Origin of the sequence: Polymorphospora sp. NPDC051019 (genome assembly GCF_040683055.1) — a bacterium.
GTDB lineage: Bacteria > Actinomycetota > Actinomycetes > Mycobacteriales > Micromonosporaceae > Polymorphospora > Polymorphospora lycopeni.
The window spans coordinates 105527-121567 of record NZ_JBFBCH010000021.1; the positions used below are offsets into that span (position 1 = coordinate 105527).

The 16041-nt window shown below is 71.3% G+C and carries 15 protein-coding genes, 2 pseudogenes and 1 riboswitch; of the genes and pseudogenes, 14 read left to right on the plus strand and 3 right to left on the minus strand.

Annotation, left to right across the window (positions count from 1 at the left end; genetic code table 11):
• Nucleotides 1-194: 194 nt before the first annotated feature.
• Together AB0M79_RS29175 and AB0M79_RS29180 are read left to right on the plus strand one after the other, a co-directional pair.
• A complete protein-coding gene (locus AB0M79_RS29175) occupies nucleotides 195-1058 on the plus strand; it encodes a TauD/TfdA family dioxygenase (RefSeq protein ID WP_364219649.1) in 864 nt (287 codons plus the stop codon).
• Between the two features lie 45 nt (nucleotides 1059-1103).
• On the plus strand, nucleotides 1104-2312 hold the full coding sequence (locus AB0M79_RS29180) for a glycosyltransferase (RefSeq protein WP_364219652.1): 1209 nt from the start codon (nucleotides 1104-1106) through the stop codon (nucleotides 2310-2312).
• Here AB0M79_RS29180 and AB0M79_RS29185 read toward each other — a convergent pair.
• Nucleotides 2275-3450, minus strand: coding sequence for a cytochrome P450 (locus tag AB0M79_RS29185; RefSeq protein ID WP_364219655.1), 1176 nt, complete (start codon nucleotides 3448-3450; stop codon nucleotides 2275-2277). The genes AB0M79_RS29180 and AB0M79_RS29185 overlap by 38 nt on opposite strands.
• A gap of 142 nt (nucleotides 3451-3592) precedes the next feature.
• Here AB0M79_RS29185 and AB0M79_RS29190 point away from each other — a divergent pair, with 142 nt between their 5' ends.
• Complete coding sequence (locus tag AB0M79_RS29190; RefSeq protein WP_364219658.1) at nucleotides 3593-4723, plus strand: FUSC family protein; 1131 nt, start codon at nucleotides 3593-3595, stop codon at nucleotides 4721-4723.
• Nucleotides 4724-4798: 75 nt separating this feature from the next.
• On the opposite strand, the gene AB0M79_RS29195 is transcribed toward AB0M79_RS29190, so the two are convergent.
• The gene (locus AB0M79_RS29195; protein ID WP_364219661.1) at nucleotides 4799-5473 is read right to left on the minus strand and encodes a DUF1986 domain-containing protein; all 675 of its coding nucleotides are present in this window, start codon (nucleotides 5471-5473) and stop codon (nucleotides 4799-4801) included.
• 277 nt (nucleotides 5474-5750) lie between these two features.
• A riboswitch (guanidine-III (ykkC-III) riboswitch) is annotated at nucleotides 5751-5818 on the plus strand.
• A gap of 115 nt (nucleotides 5819-5933) precedes the next feature.
• Between AB0M79_RS29195 and AB0M79_RS29200 the strand changes: the two genes are divergently transcribed.
• The 9 genes and pseudogenes from AB0M79_RS29200 to AB0M79_RS29240 all read left to right on the plus strand — a co-directional run bounded on the left by AB0M79_RS29200 (nucleotide 5934) and on the right by AB0M79_RS29240 (nucleotide 14445).
• A complete protein-coding gene (locus AB0M79_RS29200; RefSeq protein WP_364219664.1) occupies nucleotides 5934-6248 on the plus strand; it encodes an SMR family transporter in 315 nt (104 codons plus the stop codon).
• A gap of 118 nt (nucleotides 6249-6366) precedes the next feature.
• Complete coding sequence (locus AB0M79_RS29205) at nucleotides 6367-7218, plus strand: ABC transporter ATP-binding protein (protein ID WP_364219667.1); 852 nt, start codon at nucleotides 6367-6369, stop codon at nucleotides 7216-7218.
• On the plus strand, nucleotides 7215-8057 hold the full coding sequence (locus AB0M79_RS29210) for an ABC transporter permease (protein WP_364219670.1): 843 nt from the start codon (nucleotides 7215-7217) through the stop codon (nucleotides 8055-8057). Before AB0M79_RS29205 ends, AB0M79_RS29210 begins: the two co-directional genes overlap by 4 nt.
• A gap of 5 nt (nucleotides 8058-8062) precedes the next feature.
• On the plus strand, nucleotides 8063-9238 hold the full coding sequence (locus AB0M79_RS29215) for a sensor histidine kinase (protein WP_364219673.1): 1176 nt from the start codon (nucleotides 8063-8065) through the stop codon (nucleotides 9236-9238).
• The gene (locus AB0M79_RS29220; RefSeq protein WP_357534303.1) at nucleotides 9235-9852 is read left to right on the plus strand and encodes a response regulator transcription factor; all 618 of its coding nucleotides are present in this window, start codon (nucleotides 9235-9237) and stop codon (nucleotides 9850-9852) included. Before AB0M79_RS29215 ends, AB0M79_RS29220 begins: the two co-directional genes overlap by 4 nt.
• A 116-nt stretch (nucleotides 9853-9968) precedes the next feature.
• A complete protein-coding gene (locus tag AB0M79_RS29225) occupies nucleotides 9969-11507 on the plus strand; it encodes a cellulose binding domain-containing protein (protein WP_364219678.1) in 1539 nt (512 codons plus the stop codon).
• Between the two features lie 302 nt (nucleotides 11508-11809).
• Entirely contained in the window at nucleotides 11810-12571 is a 762-nt protein-coding gene (locus tag AB0M79_RS29230) for a hypothetical protein (protein WP_364219681.1), read from the plus strand.
• 229 nt (nucleotides 12572-12800) lie between these two features.
• Nucleotides 12801-13563 (plus strand): annotated as a pseudogene (locus AB0M79_RS29235) (VOC family protein).
• Between the two features lie 180 nt (nucleotides 13564-13743).
• Nucleotides 13744-14445, plus strand: a complete 702-nt coding sequence (locus AB0M79_RS29240) for a methyltransferase domain-containing protein (RefSeq protein ID WP_364219683.1) — start codon at nucleotides 13744-13746, stop codon at nucleotides 14443-14445.
• A 130-nt stretch (nucleotides 14446-14575) separates the two neighbouring features.
• Here the strand turns inward: AB0M79_RS29240 and AB0M79_RS29245 are convergent, their stop codons facing one another.
• The gene (locus tag AB0M79_RS29245) at nucleotides 14576-15115 is read right to left on the minus strand and encodes a dihydrofolate reductase family protein (protein ID WP_364219686.1); all 540 of its coding nucleotides are present in this window, start codon (nucleotides 15113-15115) and stop codon (nucleotides 14576-14578) included.
• Nucleotides 15116-15391: 276 nt separating this feature from the next.
• On the opposite strand from AB0M79_RS29245, the pseudogene AB0M79_RS29250 reads away from it, so the two are divergent.
• Nucleotides 15392-15511 (plus strand): annotated as a pseudogene (locus AB0M79_RS29250) (IS5/IS1182 family transposase); the annotation flags it as partial.
• Nucleotides 15512-15631: 120 nt separating this feature from the next.
• Nucleotides 15632-15907: a hypothetical protein gene (locus tag AB0M79_RS29255; protein WP_357534292.1), complete on the plus strand. Its 276-nt coding sequence runs from the start codon at nucleotides 15632-15634 to the stop codon at nucleotides 15905-15907.
• The last annotated feature ends 134 nt before the right edge of the window (nucleotides 15908-16041 follow it).

The following is a 16041-nucleotide window of genomic DNA, read 5'->3' on the forward strand; positions in this document are numbered from 1 at the left end:
ACGCGTCCGTCCGCAACGCGGCAGGATGCGGCGCCAGGACGCGCGGCCGGCAGCAACTGCGATCGATGCTTGCAGCCGCCGCGCGGTGCCGTCAAGGTCGCCGTGGGCGGCCCTTGCGACTCTGGCGTACGGCCGTCCGGCCGTGGAATGATGCGCCCACGGACGGCACCACCACGACGGGTTCGGAGGCGGGAATGTCGAAACCGATGTTCGACGTACGGCCGATCTCCGGCGCGCTCGGTGCCGAGATCCACGGCGTACGGCTGACCGAGCTGACCGACGAGGTCTTCGCCGAGCTGAAGCGGCTGCTGCTGACGTACCAGGTGATCTTCATCGTCGGGCAGGAAGACCTCACCCCGGCGGCGCACGTCGACTTCGGCCACCGGTTCGGCGAGGTCGAGCTGCACCCCTACCTGCCCCGGCTCGACGGGCAGCCGGAGATCGTCATCATCGACTCCGAGCGGGGCGGCAAGGTCGACGTCTGGCACACCGACATGACGTTCCACGCCAACCCGCCGCTGTGCTCGATCCTGCATCTGGTCAAGTGCCCGAGCACCGGCGGCGACACGATGTGGACGAACCAGTATCTGGTCTACGAGCGGCTCTCCGCGCCGATGCGCGAGCTGCTGGACGGGCTCACCGCGGTGCACGCGATCCGCATCGGCGGCAGCGACTTCGCCAGCCGGGCCGAGCACCCGGTGGTCCGGGTGCATCCGGAGACCGGCCGCCGCTCGCTGTACGTCAACCGCCTCTTCACCTCGCACATCCCGCAGCTGACCCGCAACGAGAGCGACGCGCTGCTGCAATACCTCTTCGAGTTCTCCGAGAGCCCGCAGTTCGTCTGCCGCTACCGCTGGCGGGCCGGCGACGTCGCGGTGTGGGACAACCGGGTCACCCAGCACTACGCGGTCAACGACTACGACGAGCCCCGCCGGGGGCAGCGGGTCACCGTGCTCGGCGACGCGCCGGCCGGCGGCGAGCCGCGGTGGGAGCACTACCAGGCGCCGCCCGGCCAGCGGTACTGGCCGGCCCGGGTCAACGCCGTTGAGAACTACTGACCACGGCCGGTCGGGGCGGCCCGCCGCGACGGGTGGAGGCCGCCGGTGGCGCTGATCCTGATGGTGATCCACGGCACCGACGGCGACGTGCTGCCGTTCGTCCGGGTCGGCCGGGCGCTGCGCGGCCGTGGGCACGACGTGACGGTGCTGACCCACGCCTACTACCGAAGCGCGGTGCACCGCGCCGGGCTCGGCTTCGTGCCCGTCGACACGGTCGCGGAGTACGAGCGCTACCTCGCCGACGCCGCCGGCCAGTTCGACGAGACCGACATCTCCGAGTTCCGCCGCCACTTCGACCGGACCGGGCTGTTCGACCAGTTCCTGCTGGAGTGCCGGGAGATGCTGCGCCTGCACCGTCCACACCAGACCGTGCTGGTCGGGGCGCCGATCTCCGGGCAGTCGGTGCTCACCGCCGCCGAGGCGCTCGACGCGCCCGCCGTCTGCCTGGCCGCCTCGCCGTTCCAGTTGATGGCGCTGCCCGGCGTCGCCGGCATCTACCGTGAGGTGCTCGCCGACGGTGTCGACACCGCCCGCGCCGGCATCGGGCTCGGCCCGGTCACCGACTGGCCGGCCTGGATGTCGTCGGCCCGGCACTACGTCGGGCTGTGGCCGGCCTGGTTCGACGCCGCCGGCCCGCCCGCCCCGGCCGGCACCGACCTGGCCGGATTCGTGCTCGCCGACGAGGACACCTCCGACGACATCCCGCCGGCGGCCCGCGAACTGCTCGCCGGCGACGTGGCGCCGGTGCTGGTCACCGGCGGCACCGGGCGGCTGCTGCAACGCCGCTTCTACCGCACCGCCGTCGACGCGATCCGCTCGCTCGGGCGGCCGGCCCTGCTCGCCGTCCGGCACGGGGACCTGGTGCCCGACCCGCTGCCGCCGGACGTGCACCGGTTCGTCAAGCTGCCGTTCCGCGCGGTGATGCCCCGGGTCGCCGCGGTGGTGCACCACGGCGGCATCGGCACCCTCGGCCGGGCGCTGGCCGCCGGCACCCCGCAGGTGGCGATGGCCGCCGGGCTGGACCGGCCCGACAACGCCCGCCGGCTGGCCGCGTACGGCGTCGGCCGGTGGCTGCCGGAGGGGGAGTGGACCGCCGACGCCGTGGCGGCGGCGATCCGGGCCGCGATCGACGACCGGCCGCCGGCCGTACCCGATCCGCTCGCGGCGACCTCGGTCGAGCGGGCCGCCGACGCGGTCGAGTCGGTGCTGCCCGACCTCACCAGGCGACCGGAAACTCCGCTATCCCGCAGTTGACCCGCTCCTGCCGCCACGGCAGCTCCTCGAGCGGGACCGCCGGCCGCAGGCCGGGGAACCGGCGCAGCAGGGTGCCGATCGCCACCTCGATCTGCAAACGGCCGAGCGCCGCGCCGAGACAGAAGTGCGGGCCGTGCCCGAAGGCCAGGTGCGGGTTCTGGGCGCGCCCGATGTCGAAGGCGCCGGGGTCGGGGAAGACGTCGGGGTGCCGGTTGGCCGCCCACGGCACCGCCATCACCGTGTCACCGGCCCGGATGAGGTGCCCGGCCAGTTCGACGTCGCCGACCGCGGTCTGCGGCAGGAACATCGGGCTGACCGACGTCCACCGCAGGATCTCGTCGACCGCGGACGGCAGCAGCCCGGGGTCGGCGCGCAGCCGGTCGAGCTGGTCGGGGTGCAGGAAGAGGGCGCGCAGGCCGGCACTGGTGGAGTTGATCTCCCGTCCGCCGATGAGTACGCCGACCGCCAGCCCGACGATCTCCTCGTCGCTGAGCTCGTCGTCGGCCTGCGCCGCGAGCCACGCCGAGAACAGGTCGTCGCCGGGCCGCTCCCGCTTGGCGGCCAGCCGCCCGGCGAGATATGCGCGCAGTTCGGCGACCGCCCGGACCGCCTCGGGGGAGTCCTGCCCGGCGATGGCCAGGATCGCCGCCGTCCACTCGGCGAACCGGTCGCGGTCGGCCAGCGGCACCCCGAGCACCTCGCAGATGACCCGCACCGGCAGCGGGGCGACCAGGCCGGCGATCAGGTCGGCGGGGCTGCCGCCGGCCACCATCTCGTCGAGCAGGTCGTCGGTGATCTGCTGCACCCGGGGCCGGTACGCCTCGACCCGGCGGGCGGTGAACGCCCGGGCGGCCAGTCGGCGCAGGCTGGTGTGCGCCGGCCCGTTCATGCTCAGCTCCCGGACCGGGCAGCCGCCGTCCCCGCCGCCGGTGGGGTAGGGGTCGCCGTGCCGGGTGAAGCGCGGGTCGGCGAGCACCGTGCAGACCTCGTCGTAGCCGACCACCAGCCAGGCCGGCCGGCCGCCGGGCAGCTCCACCCGGCTCACCGGCTCGGTCCGCACCATCTTGAGCAACTCGTCGGGCAGGTCGCCGTGGAACGGCTCGAAGGGATAGCTGCGCAGCTGTTCACCGGTCGTCATGGATTCCCCTCGAGGCGGCGCCAGGAATTGAAGCATACGATTCCGGTCCGGCCGGCGGGAGCGCCCGTACGGCCGGGTTTGTGATCGGGTTGACACCGGGTATCGGTGCTGGTCGGGGCGCTGCCGGCCGTAGCGTGTCAGGGTGCGTGGGGCTGCTGAGACGAAGGCCGGGCGACGCTGGTCGACCCCGGAGGTGCTGCGTACCCGGGGTGCCCGGGTCTGGACCCACCGGCGGGTGGTGATCCAGGCCGGCTCCGCCGCCGGCCTCGCCTGGTTCCTCGCCCAGTACGTGATGGGGCACGAGATGCCGTTCTTCGCGCCGATCTCGGCGGTGGTGGTGCTCGGTGCCTCGGCCGGCCAGCGGCTGCGCCGCACCGTCGAACTCGTGGTCGGGGTCGCGGTCGGCATCTTCGTCGGCGACCTGCTGATCGTGCTGTTCGGGGCCGGCCCGCTGCAGCTGGCGCTGGTGGTCGGCCTGGCCGTCGGGGCGGCGCTGTTCCTCGGCAGCGGCGCCCTGTTGATCAACCAGGCCGCGGCGTCGGCGGTGCTGATCGCCACCCTCTACCCGCCGTCGGGCGGCATCTACTACACCCGGTGGCTCGACGCGTTGATCGGCGGCGCGGTGGCGTTCGGCGTACACGCGCTGCTGCTGCCCGGCGACCCGCTGGCCACGGTCGGCCGGGCGGTCGGGCCGGTGCTCTCCACCCTCGCCGACGCGCTGACCGCGACCGGCCGGGCGCTGCGCGAGGCCGACCCGGCGGCGGCCGACGCCACGCTGGCCGGGCTGCGGGCCACCGAGCCGCTGTTGCAGGAGTTGACCGACGCGCTGGCCGGCGCCCGCGAGACGGTCGCGGTGTCACCGATCCGCTGGGGCGACAAGTCGGCGCTCGGCATGTACGTCACCGCCGCGCCGCACCTGGACCACGCGGTACGCAACGCGCGGGTGCTGGCCCGCCGGCAGCGGGCCGCGCTGCGTACCGGCGAGGCGGGCCCGCCGGTGCTGGCCGAGGCGCTCGACGAGTTGGCGGCGGCGGTCCGGGCCCTGCACGACGACCTGGACCGGGGACGGGAGTCGGTGGACGGCCGCCGGCACGCCGTCCGGGCGGCCCGGCTCGCCGGCGAGGTGTACGCCGCCGGGGTGGGCCTGTCGACGGCCGCGATCGCGGCGCAGGTGCGCTCGGTGGCGGTCGACCTGATGCTGGCCTCCGGGCTGGAGGAGTCCGCCGCGCACGCCGCCCTCGAGCGGGGTGCCGGTCCCGCCGACGACGGCTGACCGCCGACCCGCCGGACGCGGCAGTGCCGGCCATCCACAGCGGATGGCCGGCACGGCGCGTGGTGGGAGATCGGATCAGACGCCGGAGACCGAGGTGATCCACGCCCGGTTGGCCGCCACCGAGGCGTAGTTCTGCAGGGTGCTGCCGTTGCCGGTCGAGCAGACGCCGACCTGCCGGCCGTTGTAGAACTGCGGGCCGCCGGAGTCGCCCTGCCAGGCCACGCCGTTGCCCCGGTTGCTGCGGATGGCCGGGCCGCCGTACGCGTCGGTGGCGCTGAGCGAGGTGACGCCGACCGTGGCGGTCTTGAGCTGCGCCGACGGCGCGCAGTTGGTGCAGGTGCGGCCCCAGCCGTAGATCTGGTTCGTCGAGCCGACCGGCGGGTTCGCGGTGGCCAGCGTCACCACCGACGGGCTGCTGATCGCGCTGCTCAACCGCAGCAGGGCGACGTCGTTCTGGCCGTAGGTGGCCGAGACCGAACGGGTCTGGCCGCCGGAGCCGTAGTAGACGCTGCCGACGCGGACGGACATCGTGCCGCCGAGGCAGTGCCGGGCGGTCAGCACCCAGCTGGCGTGGATCAGCGAGCCGGAGCAGGCGAACGAGCCGTTCTGGAACACCGCCGCGGCCCAGGGGGCCGAGGCGACGGTGCCGCCGCCGATGATCGGCGCGGGCGCGGCGGCCGCCACGGACGGGGCGACGAGGGCGCCGGTGAGTGCGGTGGCGAGGATCGCCAGGGTCAGTCGGATGCGCAAGACGGGCTCCTTACCGAGGGATTCCACCCGGGGTTCCGGGGCGGTCGGGGCGACGGCGGGACGGATTCGGTGCGAACCGCGCCGCCGGGTCTCACTGCCGGCGTACGGATGGCCGCCGGCTTGAGGCCTCACGCTAGGAGTGGCCCGCGACATTCACAAGCGTCGATAGTGTTGTTTTCGGATGGTGCGGTCCCGCCGCTGCCGGCTTGCGTGCCGGTGTGGTGAGTCCGCCCACCATCGGTCCGCCGGCCACCCCGGTCGGCTAGGGTGGCAACCGGCGCCCGATCTGGCGGGTCGCCCCGGACGAGCCGCGTGTCGTACCCGGTCGTGCGAAGACGACGCGCAACCCACCATGGCCTCCGTCGCATTTCCCCTTCTCCGCCCCCGCCCGGCCGCCGACGCGCGCCCGGGCCGCGCGGCCGCGACCGGGGCCGATCCGCGCGGAAAGGACGGAACAGACATGGCCTGGCTGCTACTGATCATCTCCGGGATGCTGGAGACGGTGTGGGCGATCGCGCTCGGGCGCAGCGCCGGCTTCACCCGACCCGTACCCTCGCTGGTCTTCGCGGTCGCGCTCGTGCTCAGCATGGCCGGGCTCGCGCTCGCCCTGCGCGACATCCCGATCGGCACCGGCTACGCCGTCTGGGTCGGCATCGGCGCGGTCGGCACCGCCACCGTCGGGATGGTCGCCCTGGGCGAGCCGGCGACGGTCGCCCGGATCACCTGCCTGCTGCTGGTGGTCGCCGGCGTCATCGGCCTCAAGGTGTTCCACTGAGTAACCGGCCCGCCACCGACGTCCACTGACGTGCCGACGGCTGTCCACCGATCGGTGGACAGCCGTTGTCAATCGTCCGGGCGTCCCGGGGGACCCCACCGGTCGCGATGATCGATACATGACTGATTCCGCCGTGCGAGTACGCGGCCTGACCAAGCGGTACCGCGACAACCTCGCGGTCAACAACGTGGACCTCAACATCGCCTCCGGCGAGATCTTCGCTTTGCTCGGCCCGAACGGTGCGGGCAAGACCACCACCGTCGAGATCCTCGAGGGCTACCGGGACCGCGACGGCGGCGAGGTGGAGGTGCTCGGCGCCGACCCGCAGCGCGCCGGCCGGCGCTGGCGCTACGGGATCGGCATCGTCCTGCAGGACGCGTCCGACCTCAGCGAACTGACCGTCCGGGAGACCGTGCGGCACTTCGCCCGCTACTACCCCAACCCCCGCGACCCCGACCAGGTCATCGAGCAGGTCGGTCTCGCCGCCAAGGCCAACTCCCGGGTCAGCACCCTCTCCGGCGGCCAGCGGCGCCGCATCGACGTCGCCGTCGGCATGATCGGCAACCCGGCGCTGCTCTTCCTCGACGAGCCCACCACCGGCTTCGACCCGCAGGCCCGCCGGCAGTTCTGGGACCTGATCCGCTCCCTGGCCCAGGAGAACGGCACCACCGTCCTGCTGACCACGCACTACCTCGAGGAGGCGGAGAACCTCGCCGACCGGGTCGCGGTCATCGTCAAGGGCCAGATCGTCGCCGAAGGCGACCCCGCCACCCTCGGCGGGCGCGCCGAGGCCAAGGCGACCGTCTCCTGGCTCGAGAACGGCGAGCACCGTACCCAGGAGGCCACCGACCCGGGCCCCGTCATCGCCGAACTGACCGCCCGCCACGGCGGCACCGTTCCCGGCCTGACCGTCAGCCGGCCCAGCCTCGAAGACGTCTACCTCGACCTGATCGGGAGCGCCCAGAAATGACCACCACCTCCACCCGCCCCGCGACCGCCGGGAAGGATCCCTCCGCGGTCAGCCTCGGCCTGCACCGGGGCGTGATCGAACTCAAGGGCTTCTTCCGCGAGTGGGACAACGTCGTCTTCACCTTCGCCCTGCCGATCGTGCTGCTCGCCCTGCTCGGCTCGCTGTTCAGCGGCATCTACGAGGGCAGCACCGTCACCTCGGCGCAGTACTTCGTACCCAGCATGATCGCCGCCGGTGTCGCCTCGGCCACCTTCGTCAACCTCGGCATCAGCATCGCGGCCGACCGTGACGACGGCACCCTGAAGCGGCTGCGCGGCGCCCCGATGCCGAAGTCGGCGTACTTCCTCGGCAAGGTCGTCATGGTGCTGGTCATCAGCGTCGCCGAGGTGATCATCCTGCTCGGCCTCGGCATGCTGCTCTTCGACGTCGAACTGCCGAGCGAGGCCTCGCGCTGGGTCACCTTCGGCTGGGTCTTCCTGCTCGGCGTCATCGGCTGCTCGTTCCTCGGCATCGCCGCCAGCAGCCTGGCCCGTACCGAGCGCAGCGCCGCCGCGGTGATGAACCTGCCGTACATCGTGCTGGCCTTCATCTCCGGCATCTTCTACACCCCGATCAGCGCGCTGCCCGAGCCGCTGCAGCAGCTCGGCGCGGTCTTCCCGCTGAAGTGGATGGCCCAGGGCTTCCGGTCGGTCTTCCTGCCCGACGACATCCTGCCGCAGGAGATCGTCACCACGTCGTGGGAGCATGGGCGGATCGCCCTGGTCCTGGGGGCGTGGTGCATTGGAGGTCTGCTGCTGTGCCTGACGACCTTCCGCTGGCGCGGACGGCGGGACCGGTAGTCCCCATGGAGGACACGCCGACCTGGCTGAACCGCTTCCCGATGTGGGACGCCTACTTCGGGCTGGTCGCCGTCGGCACGTCGGGCTTCGTCGCCACCACCGGCTCCGTGCCGGTGGTGGCGCGGGCCTGGGCGGTCGCCCTGCTGGCCGGCCTCGCCGCCTGGTACTGGCTGTACGGGCGGCCACTGATCCGCGGCGAGATCGAGGACCGTCGCGCCTACCTCTACTTCGCCGGCGTCGTCGTGCTGATGACCCCGGCCGTCGCGCTGGTCAGCGTGTCGTCGTTCGCGCTGCTCGCGCTCTGCCCGCAGGCGTACATGCTGATGGACGCGCTACGGGCGACGATCGCCGTGCTCGTGCTCAACGTCGCCGACGTGGCGGTGGCGTACGAGTCGACCCGCGACCTGGCCGACACCGTCGCCGGTCCACTGCCGGTCGCGGCGACCATCGTCGTCGGCTCCGCCGTCTTCGGCACCTGGGCCCGCCGGGTCACCACCCAGAACGACGAACGGGCCCGGCTCATCCGCCAACTCGACGGCAGCCGCGCCGAGGTCGCCCGGCTGTCCCACGAGGCCGGCATGCTCGCCGAACGGCAACGCCTCGCCGGCGACATCCACGACACCGTCGCCCAGGGTCTGACCAGCGTCATCATGCTCATCCAGGCGGCCGACGCCGAACTGGAGCGCGACGTCGCCCAGGCCCGCCGGCACCTCGGCCTGGCCCTCGACACCGCCCGCGACAACCTCTCCGAGGCCCGCGCCCTGGTCGGCGCGCTGACCCCGACCGAACTCGACGGCTCGTCGCTGGCCGACGCACTGGCCCGGCTCGTCGACCGGTTCGGCCGGGAAACCGGCGTACGCGTCGACTTCAGCACCGAGGGCGAACCGGTCGGGCTGGCCACCGCGGTCGAGGTGGTCCTGCTGCGGGCCGTGCAGGAGTCACTGGCCAACATCCGCCGGCACGCCGGGGCCGGACTGGTCACGGTAAGGCTGGCCCACCTCGGCGGCACCGTCGCCGTCGAGGTCGCCGACGACGGACGCGGGTTCGACCCCGAAAAGGCGTCCGGTGGTTACGGGCTCGGTGCCATGCGGGCCCGGGTCGAGCAGGTGTCCGGCAAGCTGAGCGTCGACTCGGAACCCGGCCGCGGCACCACGATCAGGGTGGAGGTGCCCGACCTTTGATCTCCGTGCTGCTGGTCGACGACCATCCGGTGGTCCGCGCCGGGGTGCGCGGCATGCTCGACGGCGAGGCCGACATCGCCGTCGTCGGCGAGGCCGGCTCCGGCGCCGAGGCGGTCACCGCCGTACGCGCCCTGCGCCCCCACGTGGTCCTGATGGACCTGCGGATGCCGGGCATCGACGGCGTCACCGCGACCGGGCAGGTGCTCACCGTCGCCCCCACGACCCGGGTCGTCGTGCTGACCACGTACGAGACCGACACCGACATCCTGCGCGCCGTCGAAGCAGGCGCCGCCGGCTACCTGCTGAAGGACACCTCCCGCGCCGACCTGGTCAACGCCGTACGTACCGCCGCCCGCGGCGAGACCGTACTGGCGCCGTCGGTCGCCACCCGGCTGCTGCACCGGGTACGCCGGCCCCAGCACGAGTCACTGTCGCCCCGGGAGACCGAGGTCCTCCGCCTGGTCGCGCGCGGCCTGTCCAACGCCGAGATCAGCCGCGAACTGCACATCAGCGAGGCGACCGTCAAGACACACCTGCTGCGTGCCTTCGCCAAACTCGGCGTCTCCGACCGGACCGCGGCGGTCACCACCGCGATGTCCCTCGACCTGCTCTGACGCGCCCGGACCCGGACGGCACAGCCCGGTCCGGGGCCCGGCAGCCGCCCGGCAGGACCACTCCTGCCGGGCGTCCTGCCTGTTCCACGGCCGCCGGCATCGATTGACTCGACGGCATGACACAGACCTGGAAGGCGACCACCCGCACGGTGGTCGCCGGCGTACTGATCGGCGCCACGGCGCTGGTCGGCCCGCTGACGGCGCCCACCCACGCGGCGCCCGGCCAGCCGTCCGGGGCGTCGGCACCGACGCCGACGCCCGACGACGGCTCCATCCACGATGTCATCCCGGCGCGGATCCTGGACCGGATGACCGCCCAGGCCCCCCTCGTCGACGCGGCCAACGTCATCCGCACCGCCGTCGAAGCCGCCCCGCCGCGCGGCTACGCCGGCATCGGGCTGGTCGACGACCACGTCACCGTCTGGTGGAAGGGCGCCCTGCCCGCCGACATCGCGGCGGCGGTGGCGGCCGCCCGCCGTACCGCGCCGGTCGAGGTGGCCGCCGCCACCTACTCGCGTGCCGAACTGAAGAAGGCGGCGGCGAAGCTCCGGACCGTGGTCGACGCCGACCCGACCGGCGCCACCCACGCCCTCCGGCTGCGCACCGACGGCTCCGGCATCGACGTCGCCGTCGACGACGCCGCCGGCGCGAGACTTCCGAAGCTGCCGGCGACCGGGGTCAGCACCCGGATCGTCCGGAGCGAGCCGATGGTCGAACGGTCCCGGTTCGACGACGCCGCACCGTACGACGGCGGGATCGGGATCGGGTTCACCACCTACGGCTGCACCGCCGGCTTCGGTGTACGCGACGCCGTCACCGGCACCGGCTACCTGCTCAGCGCCGAACACTGCGGAGCCATCGGCTCGCCCTGGCACATCGCCTGGAACACCACCACCAACACCGGGACGCTGGTCGGCTACGCGGTCGCCAGCAACGACGACCACGACACCATGCTCATCTCGACCTCGTCGCCCGGCAGCCACATCTACGTCGGCGGCCTGCACGACGAGATCCGCGCCGAGGTCGTCGGCTGGACCGCGGTGTACCCCGGACAGCTGCTCTGCCAGTCCGGATACACCTCGGCCGGCGAACTCGGCGGCCCGGTCTGCAACCTGCGGGTCGAGTTCCACTACGACGACATCGAGGACCTGGTCGAGGCCACCCAGCTCGACGGCGAGGAGGCGGCCCGCGGCGGCGACAGCGGCGGCCCCGTCTACGCGGTCAACCCCGACGGCACCGTGCTGGCGGCCGGCACCACCACCCGGTCCGCCGGCCCCGGCTTCGGCTTCCAGGACTTCGCCACCGCCCGCGACGACTACGGCGACATCGTTCCGGCGACCGCTCTCGCGAGCAGCTGCCGGGTCTCCTTCGTCGTCACCAACTCGTGGAGCACCGGCTACACGGCCAGCGTCACCGTCTACAACGACGGCCCGCCCGTCAACGGCTGGACGCTCGGCTGGAACTTCCCCGGCGGCCAGATCGTCCAGGGCCACTGGAACGGCATCTTCCAGCAGACCGGTGCCGCCGTCACGGTGACCAACGAGAACTACAACGCCGCCATCCCGACCGGTGGCGCGGTCAGCTTCGGCTACAGCGCCGACGGTTCACCGGTCACCCCGGTGCCGTTCACCCTCAACGGCACCACCTGCAACTGACCCCTCCGCACCCGACCGGGGCGGCCCCGCACCGACGTTCCAGGTAACCCCCACCACGCCAGGCCCCGCCGGAGTCACCGGCGGGGCCTGGCCGTCCTCGCGCTGGACCGTCCTGCCGCCGCCTTGTTACCTCATGGCTTTCCGATCGATGCATGGTCGACAGGGGAGAGGAGGACCGGATCGGTCAGGAATCAAGGGGTACGGCCCGACATCCACCGTCCCGATGGTCCGGAATCATCAAGGACAGCCGGAAACCCGACAGAATGCGGCGCCCTGCGCAAGCCCTCTCGACGATTTCGGCCATGAGGTCGATTCGCGAACTCGTGGCGGTCACGGCGACGGCTGCTCTGGCCAGCACGCTCGTCGCCGCGCCAGCACAGGCTCTTGCGGGTTTGGCGTGCTCCGAGTACGCACACAGCGGTTACTACGAAAACGACACGTACTACGTAGTGCCGTATTGCAAGTGGTACACGACAACCGGTGAACCCGGGGGCGGTGGCCGAGACCCCGGTGAGCTGCCGAAGCCACCTTCCGGCCCGGGAGGAGGCGGCCACGGTGAGCCTGGCCGGGAACACCCTCCGATGACCTACGACAGGGAGCTGTGTGACCAGCTCACCCGACAACACGACATCTCCCAGGAGGCGTTGAAGGTCGCGCACGAGCAGGCGGAATCTCTGTTCGACTTCATCCAGGGCGGCAACCCGGTGACCGACGACGACGCCATCCGGTTCTCCGAGCAATTCCAGACCTGGCAGCTGACCAAGGCCCAGGTCCAAGCCATGCGCGAGAACTACATCCGGTTCAACGGCATCGACCCGAAGACCGGGGACGGCGACTGGAAGGTGGACACCAACGCCCGTTACGGCCAGTCGCTGTCGCAGGCGTTGGAGCTGGACTACGAAGCCAAGCGGAAGTTCGAGGAATGGGAAGACACCTACACCGATGACGCGAAGCAGCGGGTCAAGGGCGAACTCAGCCTACTGCTCCAGCAGATCGGTGCCATGGAGCGCGAGTCTCGAATGATCCGCGACCTGAAGGCCGAGGCCTGCGCCAAGAGTCACTGACCGGTGTGCCCGGCGGGTCCTGGGGCGTAGCGCTCACCGGCGACCGCGTCGGGCGCCGGGGCACGGCCCGTTGGCGTGGCGCTGATCACAGCATCGATCGGTGCCCCAGCATCGGCGTGCGTTACCGGTCGGATACCGGTGCCGTTTCCGGTTTTGATTCTGGCTGGGCGCGTTCCGCGCCCCACGCGCTCGGCTTCCCCACCCGTCGAGATCGGTACGGCTGATCTTGATGCGCCAGACTGTGGCTAGCATCGTCGGCACGGCAACGCGGCTTGTGCAGGTCAGCATGAAGGCTCGGGACGACTCCGCGCTGGGCGGTTTCTGGGCGAAGGCGGCTCGGCTGGGTGATCTCCAGCGAGGAACCCGGCGTGACCAACCTCGAACCCGAGGGCTTCGTCTACCCCGACCCCGTCGCCGTCTGCCTCGACATCATCGCCTTTTCGGAACCCAAGACGGTGAAGAACCGTGTGCACGTCGACCTCGCCACCACCTCGGCGGCCCATCAGGCGGAGGTGGTCGCGCGACTGAAGGATCTCGGCGCAACACCCGTCGACGTAGGTCAGGGCGACGTCCCATGGACGGTCATGGCCGACCCGGAGGGCAACGAGTTCTGCGTGCTGGACTCGCTCTACCGAGACACCGGACCGATCGCCACGGTGGTGGTCGACTGCGCGGATCCGCGAGCCATGGCCCGCTTCTGGGGCGAGGCCATGAACTGGACCCTGCACGAGGTGACCGACCACAAGGCGGTACTGCGCTCCGCCAAGGGCGTCGGCCCATATCTGCAGTTCCTCCGCACACCCGACGTGAAGACCGTGCGGAACCGCGTCCATCTCGACGTCCGCCCGTACCCAGGTGCCGACCAAGAGGCAGAGGCGGCCAGACTGCGGACTCTCGGCGCCACCGCCATCGACGTAGGTCAGGGCGATGTGCCGTGGACGGTATTCGCCGACCCGGAAGGCAACGAGTTCTGCCTTCTCGCCCCGGGCTGACGCCGTGACGGAACCTGCCCGACCGCTATGGGCCGTGGAAAAACTGCGAGGAGCGGTTGCGGCAGCGGACGGGACGTGGGATCGGATCCTGGCCCACGCGCACGAGTCGGGTGCTTGTCTGTCGCACCCACGCGGCTCTGGTAGACATGCACCCTTGCCTCTCACGCGAACGGGGTCACGGTGACAGCAACCGACTACGACAACTTTGCGGACGCCTACGCGGCGGAGAACGAGACCGGCCTCTTCAACGCCTACTACGAGCGACCCGCAATGCTTCGCCTTGCCGGCGACGTCTCCGGCCGCCGAATCCTCGACGCGGGGTGCGGTTCCGGCCCGTTGTCAGCGGCGCTGCGCGCCAGGGGAGCAGTGGTCACCGGCTTCGACGTGAGTGCGGCCATGATCAATCTGGCCCGCCAGCGGCTGGGTGAAGACGCCGACCTGCACGTGGCGGACCTGAGCAAGCCGCTGCCGTTCGCGGACGCCGAGTTCGATGACGTCGTCGCGTCCCTGGTCCTGCACTACCTGGAGGACTGGTCGGGTCCCCTCGCCGAGCTGCGTCGCGTGCTGAAGCCAGGCGGTCGCCTGCTGCTCTCGGTCATGCATCCGGCCGCCTATCCGGTCACCCATCCCGAAGACGACTACTTCGCGCTCACGAAGTACTCCGAGGACTACATCATGGACGGCCAGACCGTGTGGCTGACCTTCTGGCACCGGCCGCTGCACGCCATGTCGGATGCTTTTGCTACCGCTGGGTTCCGCATCGTGACGATCAGCGAGCCGCCCCCTTCCCCGGACACTCCTGCGGAGCTGCTGCCACCCGACAAGGTCAAGGGCTCCGGGTCCTTCATGTGTTTCCTCTTCTTCGTCCTCGAGTCCGCCTAGTGCTCTGACCAGAGACGTTCACGGTGTTGGATGACACGCCGCTCGACCTGCCGGTCGGGTGGCGTGGCTGGGCTCAGGCTGGGCGGGTGGCAGAACCCGTGCGTGTGCGGCGGCTGTCTGACCAGGAGGGTCAGCCGCCGAGCACGCGGAAGCGGAGCATTGTGACGGCGCCCGACTGGGTGTTGCTCAAAGGTTCCAGGTCGATCCTGCCGAGGCTTGGGGGCGAGAAGCGGGCACCGTCGCCGAGCAGCACCGGTAGGACATACACCAGGATCTCGTCGACGAGCCCGCGCTGCAGGCACTGGGCGGCCACGTCAGCACCGAGGATCTCCAGGTTCTTGCCGCCCGCGGCGCTGCGTGCCGTGGCAACGGCTTCCTCGATGTCACAGGTGAGGAACGTGACGGTAGGGTCCGGCTCGTCGGGAGGCTCGTGGGTGAGGACGAACTGTGCTCCCCCGTCGTAGGGGGCGTCCTGGTCGGCCATACGCTTGGCGACCTCGTACGTGCCCCGGCCGACGAGCATGGCACCCGAGGCCGCCATAACCTCCGGGAACGTGTCCGCAGTCAGGTACTCGAAGATCCAGTCCATCGCGTGGCCAGGACCGGCGATGAACCCGTCCAGCGACATCGCCCTGTTCACGACCACTTTGCCGGTGCTCACATCGCTCATGCGTCCTCTCCAAGGGTTTTGGGGCCCGGTGCCGAATCATAGTTCGGCCGGTGGGGAGGCGACGGCGGGAGTTGCACGCCTATCTGCGGTGGCCCAACGCGAACAACCGGCATCCGAATGTGCTGGTCGCGCAGCGTCGGGAACGTGCCCGGGTACGGAGTGAACGACACGTGGTCCCCGGTCCCGGGCTGCGTGACCAACCCGGTGATCGTTTGTGGTCACCGCACTTGGGCGTGTCCTGCCGATCCTGTAGCGGTGGTTCGTTCACGGTGTGCCGGGATCTGACACGCCATCCCGGAACGGTCCGACCAGATCTCCCGCCACGCCGCCAAGGGCGGCAACGGCGGGCGACCACCAGACTCCGACCGGGCAACCTACACGAAGCGCAACCTCGTACTCATCGCCGGATCATCTGGCTCCCATGATCGACACGACACGCCCTGGACGGCGCGAGCGAGGAAGCATGAGTACGCGTACGGATGGTTGCGGCGGCTACCCGCGACGAGACTCCTCCGTATGCGTACACGGATTGTCCTTGCCACGGTTGGACTGGCCGGTTTGCTGGTGACCGGTGGTTGTTCTTTCCAGGAGAGCATCTGCGGCGGCGGCGAGTATCCGGTCATCGCGGTCGGCGGTCAGGGCGGCAGTGCCTGCATCCCGGACGGACAGGAGCCGACCGCTCCATATGTTCGCTATCCCGAGGGCAAGGTGCCGCAGCATGTGGACGACGAGTGGGACGTCTATTGGCGGAGCCACGGCATCGACGAGAATGGCACCATCATCGAGAGGTGATGGCCGTCGGCGGAGATCCGACGTGTTCGGCGTTGCATTCCCCGCCGGTCGTCGCATACCTGTCGCCGCTGCTGGCGGGCTGTGCGCCGGCTGCGGTGGCGGTGCCCGACGGGTGCGATTGATGGGTGAGAGCT

Bases quoted from the DNA above. Each gene is read 5' to 3' on its own strand.
- AB0M79_RS29215 (WP_364219673.1), top strand. From the start codon at position 8,063: ATGGAGGACACGCCGACCTGGCTGAACCGCTTCCCGATGTGGGACGCC.
- AB0M79_RS29205 (WP_364219667.1), top strand. From the start codon at position 6,367: ATGACTGATTCCGCCGTGCGAGTACGCGGCCTGACCAAGCGGTACCGC.
- AB0M79_RS29255 (WP_357534292.1), top strand. From the start codon at position 15,632: ATGCGTACACGGATTGTCCTTGCCACGGTTGGACTGGCCGGTTTGCTG.
- AB0M79_RS29185 (WP_364219655.1), bottom strand. From the start codon at position 3,450: ATGACGACCGGTGAACAGCTGCGCAGCTATCCCTTCGAGCCGTTCCAC.
- AB0M79_RS29210 (WP_364219670.1), top strand. From the start codon at position 7,215: ATGACCACCACCTCCACCCGCCCCGCGACCGCCGGGAAGGATCCCTCC.
- AB0M79_RS29200 (WP_364219664.1), top strand. From the start codon at position 5,934: ATGGCCTGGCTGCTACTGATCATCTCCGGGATGCTGGAGACGGTGTGG.
- AB0M79_RS29175 (WP_364219649.1), top strand. From the start codon at position 195: ATGTCGAAACCGATGTTCGACGTACGGCCGATCTCCGGCGCGCTCGGT.
- AB0M79_RS29230 (WP_364219681.1), top strand. From the start codon at position 11,810: ATGAGGTCGATTCGCGAACTCGTGGCGGTCACGGCGACGGCTGCTCTG.
- AB0M79_RS29225 (WP_364219678.1), top strand. From the start codon at position 9,969: ATGACACAGACCTGGAAGGCGACCACCCGCACGGTGGTCGCCGGCGTA.
- AB0M79_RS29245 (WP_364219686.1), bottom strand. From the start codon at position 15,115: ATGAGCGATGTGAGCACCGGCAAAGTGGTCGTGAACAGGGCGATGTCG.